Here is a 16,361-nt window from a genome sequence, read left to right as displayed (position 1 = left end):
ATTTTAAGAAAGGAAATAAAATGTCGCTTAGTAAAAAAAACAAATTACTTTTTGGCCTACTTATTTTCTTGTTAGTTAACCTTTTAATTATCGGGATCACACTCGGTGTGCGAATGGGTCATAATGGCGAGGATTTTTCAACTGCCCTTGTTTTTCTTGTTCGAGTAGTTTATCTTGATAACTATTTAAGACAAAATCCACTTTTGCTTGGATCGTTAGTTCTTGTTGGTTATCTTGTTTTAGGTCGGGGTGGTCGAGAAGCAATTCTTGGCGCACTCAAGACAGCTATCGGAGTTTTTCTTTTAGGAATTGGAGCAGCTGCTCTAGTTCGACTAGCTGCTCCAGTTTTTGGAGCAATTGGAGATATTAAATCCGGTGGTGTTGTTCCGCTTGATCCTTATTTAGGGTGAACTTCTGCTAGCAATTTTCTTGAGAAAAGCTTTGGACAAGCAAATAACTTTCTGTCTTTAGCATCTTTCACCTTTATTGCCGCCTTTATTGTTAATATTTTAATGGTTTTGGCAAAAAGGTTCACTAACACAAATTCAATTGTGATTACTGGACATATTATGCTTCAGCAATCAACAGTTGTTACCGCACTTTTATATGTAATTTTATTCCGTTCAATTCCATTGCTTGATGGTGGAGCAATTTCTGCTGGATCTCAAGTTGGACTTGTAATTATTTCTGGTCTATTTTTAGGAATTTACTGAGCAACTTCATCGGTTGCAACACTAAAAATAACTAACCTTGTTACCCAAAATGCTGGTTTTGCTGTTGGGCACCAACAAATGCTTACTTTATTTACTAGCTACAAAATGGGTCGCTTTTTTGGAAATAAAGAACATAGTGCTGAAAATCGTAAATTACCTCAATCACTCAAAATTTTTGAGGACAACATTTTTACCCAAACAATAATTATGCTATTTCTCTTTGCAATTTTATTTGCGATAATTATTGGTTACCATGGATTAGAAAAAACTGTTAATGATACATACAGTGGATTTACCGGAGAAGCTGCAAAAATCGGCGCTGCTTGAAATGGATCATATAGTGGCGCAAACTTTGTTCTCATAATTTTAGGTGGAGTACTCCAAATAATTGCTTCCTTAATTGCAATTATGACTGGTGTTAGAATGTTTGTTACCGAATTACAACAGTCATTCCACGGAATTTCTGAAAAAGTAATTCCTGGTGCTGTTGTTGCTGTTGACATTGCCGCAACTTATGGATTTTCAATTAATGCCGTTACTTACGGATTCCTTGGTGGAGTTTTCGGGCAATTTTTGGCTGTCTTTATTGCAGTTGGACTTGCTGCAATCCCTGGAAACAATTATTCTTTGGTCGCAATTCCACTCTTTATTACACTCTTTTTCAACTCAGGAGCAATGGGAGTTTATGCTAATGCCTCAGGAGGTTGAAAAGCTGCATTTATTGTTCCGGCAATAATTGGATTCTTTGAAATTATTGTAATTTCATTTGGTCTAAAATTAATCCAAAATATTGGTGATGTTGGAATTCCTGCTGGTCAAAATCCAGTTACAACCGGATTTTTAGGAATGGGTGACTGAAACCTCTTCTTTGGACTTAGCCTAATTATTGGTCAATTCCACTATATTTTAGGATGAATCATTATTTTTGTTGGAATGATTGGTCTAATTCTTTTAGGTCAAGGAGTTGATTCAACAAAACAAACTAAAAAAACATGACTACAAAAATTACTCAAAGTTAATGTTGATTTAGTCGAAAAAGAAGCCTAATTTATTAAGTTTTTCAAATTTTTATATTTTTAGTATAAAAAATCTTGGTTATTGCAAAAACCAAGATTTTTTATTTGCTTTTTACAAAAATGTTATATAATTTTAAAATTATAGTAAAAATTATTTTTGTTTGCTGCATTAAATAAAGGAGTAATTATGTCATTAAAAATTGTCGCTGCATGTGGAAATGGAATGGGAACTTCAATGATAATTAAGTTGAAAGTTCAAAAAATAGTAAAAGAATTAGGGGTTGATGCTTCTGTAGAAGCCCTTTCAATGGGTCAGTCAAAAGGACTTACAAATTCAGTAGATATAATTATCGCCTCAAAACATCTTGTTAGCGAGTTTAATCAAAACCAAAAAGCTAAAATTGTTGGCGTAACTAATTTAATGGACGAAAATGAAATTAAAACTGCATTAAGTCCAGTTCTTGAGCAACTTGTTTAGATTTATCTTTTTTTTTGATTTAGGAGAAAATCTTATGTCAGTTAATTTACTCACAAATTTAATTGAAAATGACTCAATTTTAATTAATCAAAGAGCCCAAACCTGGCAAGAAGCAATTGAAGTCTCATGTAAACCGCTTGTTGAAAAAAAATTAATAAGCCCAAATTACATTGACTCGATAATCAACTCAACAATTGAACACGGACCTTATTATATACTTGGTCCTTTTCTTGCAATGCCTCATGCTGAAGCTGGAAAAGACGTATTTAAAGACTGTTTTTCACTTGTTGTCTTTGATAAACCTTTTTATTTTGACCAAGATAGCCGTCCAGTTCAAATTTTAATAACTCTTGGTGCAACAAGTGCAGATATTCACACCGCAGTTGCCTTGCCCCAAATAGTTGCCGCTTTTGAAAATTCTGAAAATATTGACAAAATTATTAAAGCTACATCAAAAGAAGAAATAATCGCCGTTTTGGAAAAAGTTGATTTTTCAAAATACCTTAATTCATAATTTTTTCTTTAAAATTTCAATCTAAAAACCCACAAATTCGTGGGTTTTTTGTTGTTTTAGCAGCTATATTCACTAGCCCACAAAATTTTCTCTAAAAAAAAAAAAAAAAAATGCTTGGCTCAAGAAAAAATTATGTTATAATAAGTCTCACTAAGAATAAATTAATAAATTTTGAGATTAGAATTAAGGGGAATTGGTTATGTTTTCGCCATAAAAAAATCAGAAAATGCGAGTTTTCCATTATATTTTTAATATAGTGGAATGCCTTAAATTTAACCGTTTAGAAATCTACAAATTTATGGCTGTTGGTTATTGTTCTTTCAAAACTTCATATATTTTTTTAGGCTCAATTTAAATAAAAATGAGTTTTCTATTTGCATTGAGTTTAAATAGTAGTTGTATTTTTTTATGATTTTTGTCAGTGTTTTGAACTAAAAAAGCAGTTTAAAAATTTGTAATTTTGCTTTTTAAGTTAAAATTTTAGCTTTTTTAGTTTGCTTTATTTTATTAATAGCTAGGTTTTGCGTTGGTGAGTCTTAGATTTAAAATTCAGTGTTTTTGCTTTGATAGTTATTTTTTCTGAGTTTGCCAAAAAAGTTTAAAAAGTGCCCAAAAACCGGACACTTTTTAAGATTTTCTCATCAAACTGGGAAAGCCGGGCTAAAAATCAACAGCCAACTTTGTATTTTTTATCTTTTAGTTTTTAACTATTTTGTTTAGCCTTTTTAAATAAGTTATCCAGTCTTACTCGCGAGGATTTATCATCACGAAATTGGAAAAATATATTTGGGTCTAATGCCTGATTTCTAATAAATAAATCCTCGATTGATTTAGTGTAATCTCGGTTTTTATAACCCTTAAATTGTGTGTCAATCTTTTTAGTATCTTCCCCGCTATTATCAACTAAGTTAATGTCTTTGCTTTGATCAATTTGTACGCCCGCAGCTTTAAGACTGGTTAAGTTAATAATTTGCTTATTTTGCTCATCTACACTGATATATTTATTAATACGGTTTGGTGCTATTCTAATATTTCTTTGTGGTTCAAGCAAATATTTCTGATTTAAAAATTTTTCAGCAAATACTTTTTTACCATTTTTGATTTCATATCGAATTGGATAAGCTTCGATGTGAACGTGCGGTGATCAACCACCATTGTTAGTTATCTGTCCAATTGTACCAAAAGTAGTATTTTTTTCTAATTCCTTTGGACTAATCGGACTAGCATCTTTTAGATAGGTTGCTATTCTTGAGGTATTTTTATTACCTTGTTCAACTTGTGCTGTTTGGCCTAAAAGTGAAAGTGTATTATTGTCTAGGTGGATAAAAAAGAAAACAACAGCATCTACATTACGCAAATATTTGTCTTTAGTTTCTTGGCTAATTTCTAAGTCCTTAACATCAACTTGTAATGCAACGGTAGTTCCAATTCCTTCAGCAGCTCCTTGATTTGGCAAGTAGTAAGCCCCTAGTAATTTTGATTTAGAAAAAGTTTTTAGCGATAGACCACTTGGCACTAAAACATCTTCACCATAGTGAACGGCCTGAGTTAATTTATTATCAGTGTAGAAAGTACGAAATTCTTTGTAACCACCAGAAGTCACAAAAGATTTGCTCTCTTCATTAATACTATTGCTAATTTCACCAATATTTCTTCTTTCTAATTCTGGTATATAAACTGAAGCATTATAAGGTGAAAAAATTTGGTTTTTATTTAATAATGAGGTTGAAGAATCAAATAAAGAAACAAATTTTGGTACTCCAATATTAAAATCCTCAATTTCAAAATCCTTAAAAATAGAACTTTTTGATTTAAAGCTAATTTTAGCCTTAGTTGTGTATGGAGCTAAACTAGTATCGTTAGTTTTTTCTGAAATATTAATTTTAATATCAAAAAAGCTATTTTGATCAAAGTTAGTTACAAAATCATCTTTATTGACATTGGCAAAATCATAGTTAAAAAAACTAATTCCACCTTTGACTTGAACTTTTAAATATTTTTTAAATAGTTGCTGGACTTCCTGTTGATCTAGTTGTTTAAAGCCTTCAATTTTATAGACTTTTTCCGTACTATAAGCATTTTGTCCACTGTCTGTAGTTGTGACAACAGACACTAAAATAGATTTTAGATCTTCCCCTAGTCTAACATCTTTTAGATAATATTGACTTTTGCTATCTTGAGGAATTTCTACAGTAAACAGACCAATATCTTTTAGTTGTTTATCAAGATATTTAGTTCTAATTAAAGTATCAGTCTCACCTTTGATTTCTTCTTTAGAATTTAAATTTTCTAGAGCGCTATAAACAGAAACATTAGCTTTATTTTTATAGTCAATTTTGCTAATCATTTTGGTTTTGTTAATATTATCTTGCTTTGCTTTATTTGGGGCAAAACCGCTAATTTGTTTATAAATTGTAATAAAATTTTCTCGCTTGTAAGGGTTTTGTTTGTCATCAGCATTATAATATCTAATAGTAATTGGAACATCTAAAATTGTTGTGTCATCATTATTTTCTTGAATTTGATTATAGTTTATTTCATAATAGAAATTATTTAAGTCTATGTTCATTTGTTTAGTTTTGGATTCTAAGCCTTGTAAATCTAAATTTAATTTGATAAACCTATTTGCCAATTTGTTTTGCTTGAAATTTTTGATTTCCACTTTAGGTTGATCTAAAGTTAAAGTATTATTCTCAACTGTTGGTTGAACTATTTGATTGTTAGAATTAATTTGCTGTAAGTCTGAAATATGTGATACTTGAAAGTCTTGATTAATGTTAATTAATTTGGAGTTAGAATTTTGGACTTGATAAGGTACTTTAGCAAACTCTGCTGTTAAAAATTGTTCTAAATTATTAGTTTTAAACAAATCAATATTAAATTGTGGTTCATAAATTGAATAGTAAGGGTGGTTTTTATTTAATTCTAAATTAGTAGAACTTGTAAATAAATTAGCGTTATTAGTTATGCCACAAGAAACAACAACAGATACGGACAAAGCAGAAGTTAGCACACCTAAAAATAGTTTTTTGTATTTTTTTCTAAACATTTTCTTTCCTTTGTTAGATTTTATAAATTAAAACTTAAGTTTGAAGAACTGGCAATACCTAAAAATATTAGACTTAAAATTGCAGGTATTAAAATAGTTGTCAGTATGTTAATAATGATTTGTCATAAATAAAGTCTAATACTAAAATTATTAATTTTTCTTATTGCTAAGTAAGGTATGATCACTAAAGTTGACCATAAATTAAAATTGATAAAACCGGTATTGGTGTTAATAATAAAGAAAAATAGCAACAAGATAAATAAAACAATCTGATGATCAAATAAAGTTAAATTGGCACTAAACGGAATTCTTGGAATACTCATTAAAATAAAGACAAATAATGAACCAAAAAAGATCTCTTTTTGTAAATAAGTGCTAATTTTAGGTGCCTTTTCAACCATAACTATTTTGTGAAAATCTTCTTTATATTTTGCGATATTTTTTACCATTTTTGTATATAAAAAGAAGGCCAAATAACCAAAAATAACACCTAAAATTTGACTGGCAAAAATGTAAAAATAACCTTGATAAAGCAATGTTCCTGTAAAAGAATTTGTCAGACCTTTGATAATTGATTCAAATATGACAATTTGTGGTATTAAAAACGGTTTGATATCTGAATTTGATAAAAATCCAGAAGCTGCCTGAGCAATAAAAAGTGCTGAAAAAAATGAAAGAGTATAGAGAAAACTTGAAACAAAAATATTTGCCTTTAGTTGATATACAATATGTTTTGATGTCAAAAAGAAAAAAATTAAAAGCAGCGATCCTAAAAACTCAATAAAGGCAACTCTAGTATTCCAAAAGACAGAAAGCATTTCAAATTTTGTCATTAGCCAACCTTATAAGTTAATCATTTTTATAAAAAGTGTCTATTTTTATAGACTTTTTTGACTAATTAGTAGATTTTATGCTACCGTCAATTGTTCTAGAATTTTATTGGCTTCAGTAATCATTGGATTTTTAAGAGCAGTATTTTGAACTAATACATCTTTAATTTTTTTAGAAATTTGTGCTATACTTTTGTTTTTAGTTTTCCAGACAAGCCTAGTATTTTGTGATTTAAGAAAATTCAACATTGATTTCAACCAAATAATTACTGAATTTACTAAATTCAGCGCTTTTAAATAAGGATCTCAGTGAATCTTACTACTGTCTGTTTGTTTTACACTGATTCCTTTTTTGTTTTCTTGATGATTAATTTCTTGCAAGTATTTTTGCTCTAATTGTTTTAGTTTGTTAAGATTTTCTTGGTTAACTTGAGATTTAAGTAGAACAAAATCTTGATTATTTTTCAAGATTTTATTATAATATGCTACCAATTGATTTTCTCCCGTCAAAGCTTGCATAAGTGCTCCTGGCAAACCTTGAGAAGTTCTAAAAAGGATTTCATCATCATTACTTTGAAATCCACAGTCAACCAAAAAAGACATAGGAGCTAGTCTCATCCTAGAGCCTATGAAAATTTTTAATTTTACTTTCAAATATTCTCCTATTTTTTATTAGAGTAAGTAGTAAGCAAATAAAATTATAGCAAAATAATTATGCAAGTATTACTATATTTTTCTATTAAAATTTCATTTTGTTAACCAAAAAGTAAAAAATAATCACTTTTTAATATTATATACTCTCAAGTAGAGATTTTTTTATCACCTGCAAGAATCTTCTCTATCTAAATCCACGATAAAAATTTGATAGTTGCTTTATTAATTTGAGCATAATTTCTTTTAATTACAATTAAAGAAAAAACCGCTCAATCAATAAAGATTACTTAAGGAATTTTGACTGGCTTTTACTATTCAAGGTTTGCAAAAATGTTGCTGTATGTTGCAAAAATTTGAATTTTTGCCAAATCATGAGCATTATTTTTTACAAATTTGCAGTTCAATTTGATTATTTTCTATTTAAAAAACCCACAAATTTGCGGGTTTTTATTTGTTTTAGAAGCCTTTATTCATTGACCCGTAAAATTGCTGTAAAAAAAAAAAAAAAAAATATTTTTGAAAATTTAAAAATACTGTATAATTATCTTTGAGCTACCTTTTAGGTATGTTATGCTTTGGTTATGTTCAAACCGCTCAAATGAACTTCTTTGACTTTGCAGTTGTAGTTAAAGCAAAAAACTGTACCACCAAAACTTTTTTTGGTGGTTTTTCTATTAAGGGGCTTATTTAACGTTTAGAATCTTTTTCAAATAAGCGCCAGTGTAGGATTTTTCTACCTTTGCAACAGCCTCCGGAGTTCCTTTTGCAACAATATTTCCCCCCTCTTGTCCGCCTTCAGGTCCTAGGTCAATAATATAATCTGCAACTTTAATTACATCCAAGTTGTGCTCTATAATCACGACACTATCGCCATTATCCACTATTCTATCAAGTACTTTAATTAAATTTGCAACGTCATAATTATGCAGCCCTGTTGTTGGCTCATCAAGAACAAAAAGTGACTTTCCTGTTGGTTTTTTCTGTAAAAATGTTGCTAATTTAATTCTTTGAGCTTCTCCACCTGAAAGTGTTGTGGCTGATTGACCTAATTTTATATATCCAAGACCAACGTCAACCAAAGTTTGCAATTTTGTAACAATTTTTGGCCAGTTATGAAAAAATTCAAGTGCCGCTGAGACTGTTAATTCGAGAATATCTGCGATATTTTTACCGTGAAAACGAATTTGTAGAACATCAGGCTTATACCTTTTTCCTTGACAGTTATCGCATAAAACATATATATCGGGCATAAAATGCATTTCAATTTTTATTTGCCCATCGCCTTGGCATTTATCGCATCTTCCGGATTGCAAGTTAAAAGAAAATTTTGACTTAGAAAATCCAAGCGATCTTGCTTGCTCGGTGTTTGCAAAAATCTCGCGAATATCGTCAAAAACAGATGTATATGTCGCTGGATTTGAGCGAGGCGTCCTTCCAATTGGGCTTTGATTGACCGCAACTAATTTGTCAATATTAAAAAGTCCCCTAATTTCATCACATTTTCCAACACGAATATTTGTTCCGCCCAGGTGTTTTGCAATCCCATTAACCAAAATTTGATTTACCAATGTTGATTTACCTGAACCTGATACCCCTGTTATAACGACAAATTTACCTAAAGGAATGTTTATACTGATTTTTTTTAAATTATTTTCTCTTGCTTTTTCGATAATTATAAATTTTCCGTTACCACTGCGACGTTTTTTAGGAACTGGAATTGCTAATTTATTAGTTAAAAATTGTCCTGTAATCGATTTTGGTTCGTTTTCAATGTCCTCAAGTTTTCCGGCAGCAACTAAATACCCACCGTTTTCACCAGCATTAGCGCCTATATCAACTAAATAATCAGCAGCTAAAATAGTCTCAAGATCATGCTCTACAACTATTAAACTGTTGCCAATTTCAACCATTTTTTTCAAAGTCGCAATTAATCTGTCATTATCCTTTTGATGTAATCCAATTGAAGGTTCATCAAGAACATAAAGTACCCCAGTTAATTGCGATCCTACTTGACTTGCAAGCCGAATTCTTTGCGATTCTCCTCCAGAAAGTGTTGCTGCTGATCTGCTTAAATTTAAATATGAAAGTCCAACATTATCTAAAAAAGAAAGTCGATCGCGAATTTCTGAAAGAATCAATTTTGAAACTTGTTGATCAAAGTCAGATAAATTTAAATTCTTAAAAAACTCAATAAGATTTTTAATAGATAGCTGCGATAATTCAAAAATATTATAATTTTCAATTTTTACTGCAAGAGCATAATTATTTAGTCTAGCACCTTGACATGTGCTACACAAAAATTCAGACATCATTTTTTTAAATCAAAGACGAAGATCTTCGCTAGTTGTGTCCCAAAATTTACGCTGGATTCGACTTAAAATACCTTCAATTGGCCGAAAATAATCATATCTTTTTCCACTTTCGGAAACTAACGAGTAATTAATTGATTCTTTTGAGCCATAATTGATAATTTCAAGCTCTTTTTTAGTAAGTTCGTTGATTTTTTTATCAGGTGAAATTTCAAAATACTCAAGCAAAATTTGCAGCTCTTGCCATTCTAATGATTTTGTATTTATTGATTTTCCAAAGTATTTAATGGCACCTTGGTTAATAGACAAATTTTTATCAGGAACAACAAGATCAAAATCAGCCTCTAAATTTGTCCCTAATCCTTTGCAAGTTTTGCACATTCCATAAGGTGAATTAAATGAAAAAAGTCGATTTTCTAGACTTGGCATTTCAAAATCACCAAAAGGACAAGCCTGTAATTTTGAAAATCTAACTACTTCAGAATCATCAAACTCGCAAAGAGCAATTCCTTTTCCCATTTGAAATGCTAATTCAAGTGAAGATTGAAGTCTAGTTTCTTCATCATCATCAAGAATAAATCTATCAATAATAACAGAAATTGTGTGTCTTTGCTTTGGATCAAGGTTAATCTCATCTGCAAGATAATATGTAACATCATTAATTTTAAGCCGCAAAAAACCTTGATTTTTAAGATTTTCAATTAAATTTCGGTGAGATCCGCGCTCAGATTGAACAACAGGAGCCATAATCACAATTCTAGTACCTTTTGGCCGTGACAAAATTGAATTCAAAATGTTAACAATTTTTTGAGGAACAATTTCAGCTTTATGATTAGGGCAAAAAGGTTTACCAATTTTGGCAAATAAAAGCCGAAAATAGTCATAAATTTCGGTAATTGTTCCAACAGTTGAGCGGGGATTGTTATGACTTGTCTTTTGCTCAACAGAAATTGTTGGCAAAAGTCCGTAAATAGCTTCAACTTTTGGTTTCTTAGTTCCGCCTAAAAATTGTCGGGCATATGAACTCAAAGAGTCTATATAACGTCGTTTTCCTTCTTCATAAATTGTATTAAAGGCTAAAGATGACTTTCCTGATCCTGAAACCCCAGTAAAGACAACTAATTTATTTTTAGGAATTACAAGGTCAAAATTCTTTAAATTGTTCTCACTTGCACCTTTGATGTAAATAAAATTATGCGTGTCTTTATTTTTGAACATTTCTTAATTGCTTTCTGTTGTTTGTTTAGGTTTTGAATTTTCAGATTTGCCAATTTTATCATTCAAATTTTGGCTTTTATAATTTTTTTTGCTTGTTATTGGCTTTTTATGAAAAGTTACTTGCGTAGAATCAGGGCTTTTAGGGTAAAAAACCGGGCATATTTTAGTGTTTTTAAGGTGAGACGCTTGCTTTTTAACAAAATTTGGATTTAAATTTTTACTGTTTTTATTATATTTTTTATTACGATAATTTAAGTTTTCAAAATTATCATTATCAGCATTTTTTGAAAAAGTAACAGGATTTTGCTTTATATTTTTTGGAAAAAGTTGTTTAAAATTTGCTGTATTTTGATTTTTTCTAGATTTTGGATGAATATTTTTACTATTTAAATTATCCCCAGAATTGCTTGAATTTGTTGTCAAATAGTCAGGTTTTTTTGATTGAATCCGTGTTTTTTTATTTAGAGAAGACTCGCTATTAACAAAAGTTATTTCGTGGTTTGAGTTAGCTTGAGCCTCATTTTTTAGAATATTTTGCGAATTTAGTGATTTTTTTGCTATTTTATTTGGAATATTTTTTTTACTTGATTTGGCTAATTTTTCATTTGTACTTTCTTGCTTATTATAATAATTTAGATTTTTTTTGCCTAAATTATTCGGCTTAACAGCTACATTTTCGCTTGAATTGCCATTTTTTTGCTGATTTGTGCTAGAAGATTTATTATTTGAACTTGGTTTGACAACTTTTTTATTAACTGGGTTTGCTAATTTTGTCTGCACTGTTTTATAATCAACAAATTTTTCCGCTTCTTTTTGTTCATAGTTGGCTAAAAAATCAAATTTTTCATCAACAAAAATGAATTTTGACAAAACAACCGGATTTCAGCGTTTTGACCGATGAAAATATGAACCCAATCTATTTTTTAAAAGTTGTTTTAATTGTGGCATTGATCAGTTTGGATCTTTTTGCACAAAAAAACGAATTGATGAATAGCTAATTCGCCTAATGTCGGCAATAATTGGGCTTCCTGTTCGAATTGAAAAGACACCTTTTGTAATAATCGAGATTCTACCTTTAATTTCATTATTTTTTTTATCAAAAGGGACAAAAATAAAAACAACACCGTTTTCACGCATGTATTGACGTTCGTTTATAATCCGCGAATTATCACGTGAAATTGTATCTCCATCAATGTAAATAGGCTCGCACGGAATTTTTCTCTTGGTTTTACGAACTTCTTGGTTAACAATTTCAAAAACTTCACCATTATCCGGAATTATCACATTTTTTGGATTAACTCCAGATTCAATTGCCGTTTGAGAGTGAGCAAGAGCCATTCGGTATTCGCCATGATAAGGGAAAAAATATTTTGGCTTTGTTAGTTGGAAAATTTTTTCATGTTCAGATTTATAAGCATGCCCTGAAGTATGAAGATAACCATCAGGCCCGTTTTCTTTAATAATTGCGCCTAATTTATAAAGTCGGTTAATTAAATGCTCAATTTTAATTTTGTTTCCTGGAATTGGCGATGAAGAAAAAATAACCATATCACGAGGTTCGATGCTGATTTTAGGGTGTTTTTTGTTTGACATTCGATCAAGAGCAGCTAGTTGTTCACCTTGAGATCCGGTTGTTAAAATTAGCATTTGATTTTCTTCAACACCTGATAAATTTTTACCAAGAAAAGCCTCATCAGGAGCATTAATATAGCCAGAACGCCGACCAATATTAATCCCATTTACCATTGATCTCCCAAAGACAAGAATTTTCTTATCTAATTTAATTCCAATTTCAATTAGCGCCTTAATTCTTGTTAAATTTGAGGCAAATGCGGTAATGATAATTTTTCTTGTTGCCGCACGCATATGCATTTCAATATCAGCAAGAATGTCACGCTCAGAGGGTGAGTGGTTTGGCCGCATTGCATTTGTTGAATCTGAAAAAAGTACTGTCAGATTGTTTTTCCCGATTTGCTTTAACTTATCAAAATCAGTGTAATTTCCAATTGGAGTATAATCAAAACGAAAATCACCAGTACACATAATTGAACCATGTTTTGAAGTTACTCGAACACCAAAGGCATCAGGAATTGAGTGCTGAGCAGTTCAAAAGTCGACTTTAAAACTTTCAAAATAATAGACATCGTCCTTTTTTATTTCAACAAACTCAATTTCCTTTTTAATTTTATGGTCAACAAATTTGGCTTTTAAATATTCAATTGCAATTTTTGGGGCAAAAATTTTTTTAATTTGAACTTCTTGAACAAGATAAACAATTCCGCCAATATGATCTTCATGACCATGGGTGATAAAAATACCGCGAATTTTTGCTTGATTTTTTAAAAGATATTGGTAATTTGGAACCATTCCTTTGATTCCTGTCGAAAAAAGGTTAGCAAACTTAATACCAGCATCAATAATTACAATATCATAATTATCTTCAATTATAAGCGTTGATTTCCCAATTTCTTGCATTCCGCCAAGACCAAAAAAACGGGTTGGGTTAGTAGTTAGTGACATATTTTTCCTGTCATAATTATCAAATATTATATTTTTCAAGGGATAATAAATTCTAAATTTATAAAAATGAATTATTTATTATAAAAATGATTTTCAAACTAACAATAATTTTTAGTCACAACCGTTAGACTAAAAATTAGATTGCTTTCATTTGAATTTAAATAAAAACAAATTTTAACAAAATTTTAGTTTTTTCTAAAATTTACTTTTTGCAAACACGAATTAGACCTTGATTTTCAAACCCAATTACAAATTCGTTAGAATAAAATGATAAACTATCCAAAATTTGCTCACGAACATGTCCTAAACCAACACCAGAAATTAGATTTATACATTTTTTATTGGATTTTCTAAACTCAAACATTAAATTTTCAACAATTGCTACTGTTTTTTGAGTGTCTAAACCGTGAAAGTCAAAACTTATTTTATCATCAAAATCAAAATTTGAAAAAATATTATTTTTTTGACTCTGAGTTAAATTTAATATTTGATCTCATTCACCAAAGTGAATTTCTTTTGATTTCTTTTTATTTTTCATTTTAAGATAATTAGCTTGACTGTTTTAATTTAAGGTCGTTCTTAAATTAACTAAGATTTAATTATACCGCATTTTTAATTTTTTTTATCTAATTTGAAAAATTTGCCTATTTTTAAATATGTGTTAAAATTAATTGTGCTATGGAAATAAAGAAAAACAATGAAATAAAAGTCAAATTAATTAATAAAGAAACACTAACATACCAACTTCTAGAGGATGCCAAGAAAGGTGATTGATTTTCCCTTGTAAGTGAAGTACAAAATTATATAGACGATCAAACAAAAAATAAATTAAGTGAATATACTGTCCAAATTCGCAACGATATTTATGCAAATGATGTTGAAATTAAAAAAATAAAAGAGGAAAATAAAAATCTTAGAGAGGAAATTGGAAAATTAAAAGGCCAAAATGATAAGGTAAAAGCAGACTTAAGTTTAAAACATTCGGAAGAAATTGGTCAAAAAGATATTACAATCGCTGAAATGCAAGGAACAATTAAAGAACTGCAAGAAAAAATTAATGGTATGGAAAAATACCAAGATAGCACAATTAATAGCGCTATTAAAGAAAAGGAAGCGAAATTTTTATCTGTTCAATCTAAAGAATACGAGCAATTTAAGCAAGATACCGAGAAAAAATGGCTGGAACAAATAGCTGAAGTGCGTGAAAAAACAACCGTTGATGTAAAAGCAGGATTTGAACATTCCCTTAACGAAAAAGATACCAAAATAAATGACCTAGAAGAGGAATTAAATAAATATAAATATAAAAATATTAGTTCAAAACAAATAGGAGAAAATCTAGAAAACTGAATTTTAGAAAGGTATAGAGATGTTTTTCCTTTTGGTAAAGATGACAATGATTCAGTTGTTGTTGAACTAAAAAAAGATACCGTAAATATTAAGGGTGAACCAGGGGAAAAAGCAACAAAATCCGACTTTATTTTTACAATTAATGATCAAAGTCGAAATGTTGAAACAAAAATCATTTTAGAAGCAAAATCTGAATCAAAAGAAAAATCTGGAAAACAAAAAAACAAAGATTTCTTCAAAAAAATTGAGGAAGACCGTAAAAAGAAAAATGCTAGCTATGCTATTTTAGTAACAGAACTTGAACCTGAAAAATACTTTACAATTGATGTCGCCCCTAATTATGAAAAAATTTTCATTTGCCGTCCACATTTTTATTTAGCGCTTTTAATGCTTTTAAAATCAATAATTCTAAAAGAAAATAAATTAGAGATTCAAAGTCAAAGTCTTGAAGATGCAAGTAAAATCATTCAAAAGTTTGATGACTGAAAAGAAAAAACACTAAAAGCATTAATAAACAAAATTAACACTAAAGCAGAAAAAAGTAGATCATTAGCAGAAAGAATTATCAAGGATGCTGGCGAAATTCAAGAGAACCTTAATAAAATTGTCGAAGGCTATTTAAATAATTTAACACAAAAAATTGATGCATTTAAAATTACTAAAATAACTGAAAAAATTGACAAAATTAATAAAAATAATCCCAATTTATAATTTAAAAACCGATTATTGATATTAATTTCGAATCCATGTAGTTAATTTTTTTTTTTTTTTAATACCAATTAAAAAATATGTTATAATGTGTTATAGCTATTTCTATAAATACTTTGAAATAGCTATAGCATAAATGGGGGTGACTCTGGTTTTGACAATTAAAAAAATTTTTTGGATGCAGTGGTTTGGTAGACCATAATACTAATGTAAATCTAAACGCAAAAGATTCAATTAAAGCTAATGATGATGCAACATTTAATCACTCATTAATGAATACCCAATTAAATTTTGCAACACTTTAATTCATAATAAAACCTATAAGTTTTTTATTTCGATAATATATCTTCCTTAATTCAATATATTAAGTTTTCCCTGTAAGTACTAAAATAGTTAGTAAATATATGTTTTTGGTTTTCAAATACATTTTTAAAATACAGGACTATTTAACTCCTTTGATTTATTAATTCTTAATTCTTATTCTTAACTTATTCTTTATTCTTAATTCTTATTATTCTTATTCTTTTTTATTAACATATTCTTATTCTTTTTTATAAATTATTATATTTTTATACCTTTATAAATACCTTTTTATAATGAAATTTAAACTGTCGACTCCAATAAATTATTTTAATTGGATCGGGGTTCGAATCCCCGCACCTCCACCATATGAAAAAACTCCGTTAACCGCGGAGTTTTTTCATATAAAATAATAATTAAAATATTTGATAAATTAATATATTAATTTCAGACACAATCAAAAAGCTGTGTTAAAATCAAATAATAGAAATTGACAGTTAAAAAACTAAATAGATCAAAATTGCTGAATTTAAAGGGATAAAAATCCAATTTTTGCATTTTGCATGGAATTTAGACGAATTTAACATGTATATGATAATAATTTAATAAGAAATTGACAAAAAAACCTTATAAAATGGCTAAAAAGTTTGACAAGCGCCTGTGGAAAAATAAATCTCCGTGCAAACAAAAAAATACACAATT

The 16,361-nt window shown here is 29.2% G+C and carries 10 protein-coding genes; 4 read left to right on the top strand and 6 right to left on the bottom strand.

What is annotated here, in order from left to right:
- The first annotated feature begins 20 nt into the window (after window positions 1-20).
- The 3 genes from U3G01_RS02545 to U3G01_RS02535 all read left to right on the top strand — a co-directional run bounded on the left by U3G01_RS02545 (window position 21) and on the right by U3G01_RS02535 (window position 2,721).
- Window positions 21-1,760, top strand: a complete 1,740-nt coding sequence (locus tag U3G01_RS02545; protein WP_255030713.1) for a PTS ascorbate transporter subunit IIC — start codon at window positions 21-23, stop codon at window positions 1,758-1,760.
- A gap of 156 nt (window positions 1,761-1,916) precedes the next feature.
- Window positions 1,917-2,207 carry a PTS sugar transporter subunit IIB gene (locus U3G01_RS02540; protein WP_010320832.1) on the top strand — a complete coding sequence of 97 codons (291 nt, stop codon included), beginning with the start codon at window positions 1,917-1,919 and terminating at the stop codon, window positions 2,205-2,207.
- A 34-nt stretch (window positions 2,208-2,241) separates the two neighbouring features.
- On the top strand, window positions 2,242-2,721 hold the full coding sequence (locus U3G01_RS02535; RefSeq protein WP_010320831.1) for a PTS sugar transporter subunit IIA: 480 nt from the start codon (window positions 2,242-2,244) through the stop codon (window positions 2,719-2,721).
- Window positions 2,722-3,424: 703 nt separating this feature from the next.
- On the opposite strand, the gene U3G01_RS02530 is transcribed toward U3G01_RS02535, so the two are convergent.
- From U3G01_RS02530 to U3G01_RS02505, 6 genes are all read right to left on the bottom strand, one after another.
- A complete protein-coding gene (locus tag U3G01_RS02530) occupies window positions 3,425-5,770 on the bottom strand; it encodes an MSC_0775 family lipoprotein (protein ID WP_255030714.1) in 2,346 nt (781 codons plus the stop codon).
- Between the two features lie 20 nt (window positions 5,771-5,790).
- Window positions 5,791-6,603, bottom strand: coding sequence for an MAG4940 family membrane protein (locus tag U3G01_RS02525; protein ID WP_255030715.1), 813 nt, complete (start codon window positions 6,601-6,603; stop codon window positions 5,791-5,793).
- 75 nt (window positions 6,604-6,678) lie between these two features.
- Window positions 6,679-7,254 carry a hypothetical protein gene (locus U3G01_RS02520; RefSeq protein ID WP_255030717.1) on the bottom strand — a complete coding sequence of 192 codons (576 nt, stop codon included), beginning with the start codon at window positions 7,252-7,254 and terminating at the stop codon, window positions 6,679-6,681.
- Window positions 7,255-7,937: 683 nt separating this feature from the next.
- The gene (uvrA, locus tag U3G01_RS02515) at window positions 7,938-10,781 is read right to left on the bottom strand and encodes an excinuclease ABC subunit UvrA (protein ID WP_255030718.1); all 2,844 of its coding nucleotides are present in this window, start codon (window positions 10,779-10,781) and stop codon (window positions 7,938-7,940) included.
- Between the two features lie 3 nt (window positions 10,782-10,784).
- A complete protein-coding gene (locus U3G01_RS02510) occupies window positions 10,785-13,301 on the bottom strand; it encodes a ribonuclease J (RefSeq protein WP_255030719.1) in 2,517 nt (838 codons plus the stop codon).
- A 202-nt stretch (window positions 13,302-13,503) separates the two neighbouring features.
- A complete protein-coding gene (locus U3G01_RS02505; protein WP_010320822.1) occupies window positions 13,504-13,839 on the bottom strand; it encodes a hypothetical protein in 336 nt (111 codons plus the stop codon).
- Between the two features lie 140 nt (window positions 13,840-13,979).
- Between U3G01_RS02505 and U3G01_RS02500 the strand changes: the two genes are divergently transcribed.
- On the top strand, window positions 13,980-15,362 hold the full coding sequence (locus U3G01_RS02500) for a DUF2130 domain-containing protein (protein WP_255030720.1): 1,383 nt from the start codon (window positions 13,980-13,982) through the stop codon (window positions 15,360-15,362).
- Window positions 15,363-16,361: the final 999 nt, after the last annotated feature.

Source organism: Mesomycoplasma ovipneumoniae, from assembly GCF_035918255.1.
Taxonomy (GTDB): Bacteria; Bacillota_I; Bacilli_A; order Mycoplasmatales; family Metamycoplasmataceae; genus Mesomycoplasma; species Mesomycoplasma ovipneumoniae_A.
The sequence above is the reverse complement of the archived record's forward strand: the minus strand, read 5'-3'. Positions and strand labels throughout refer to the sequence as shown.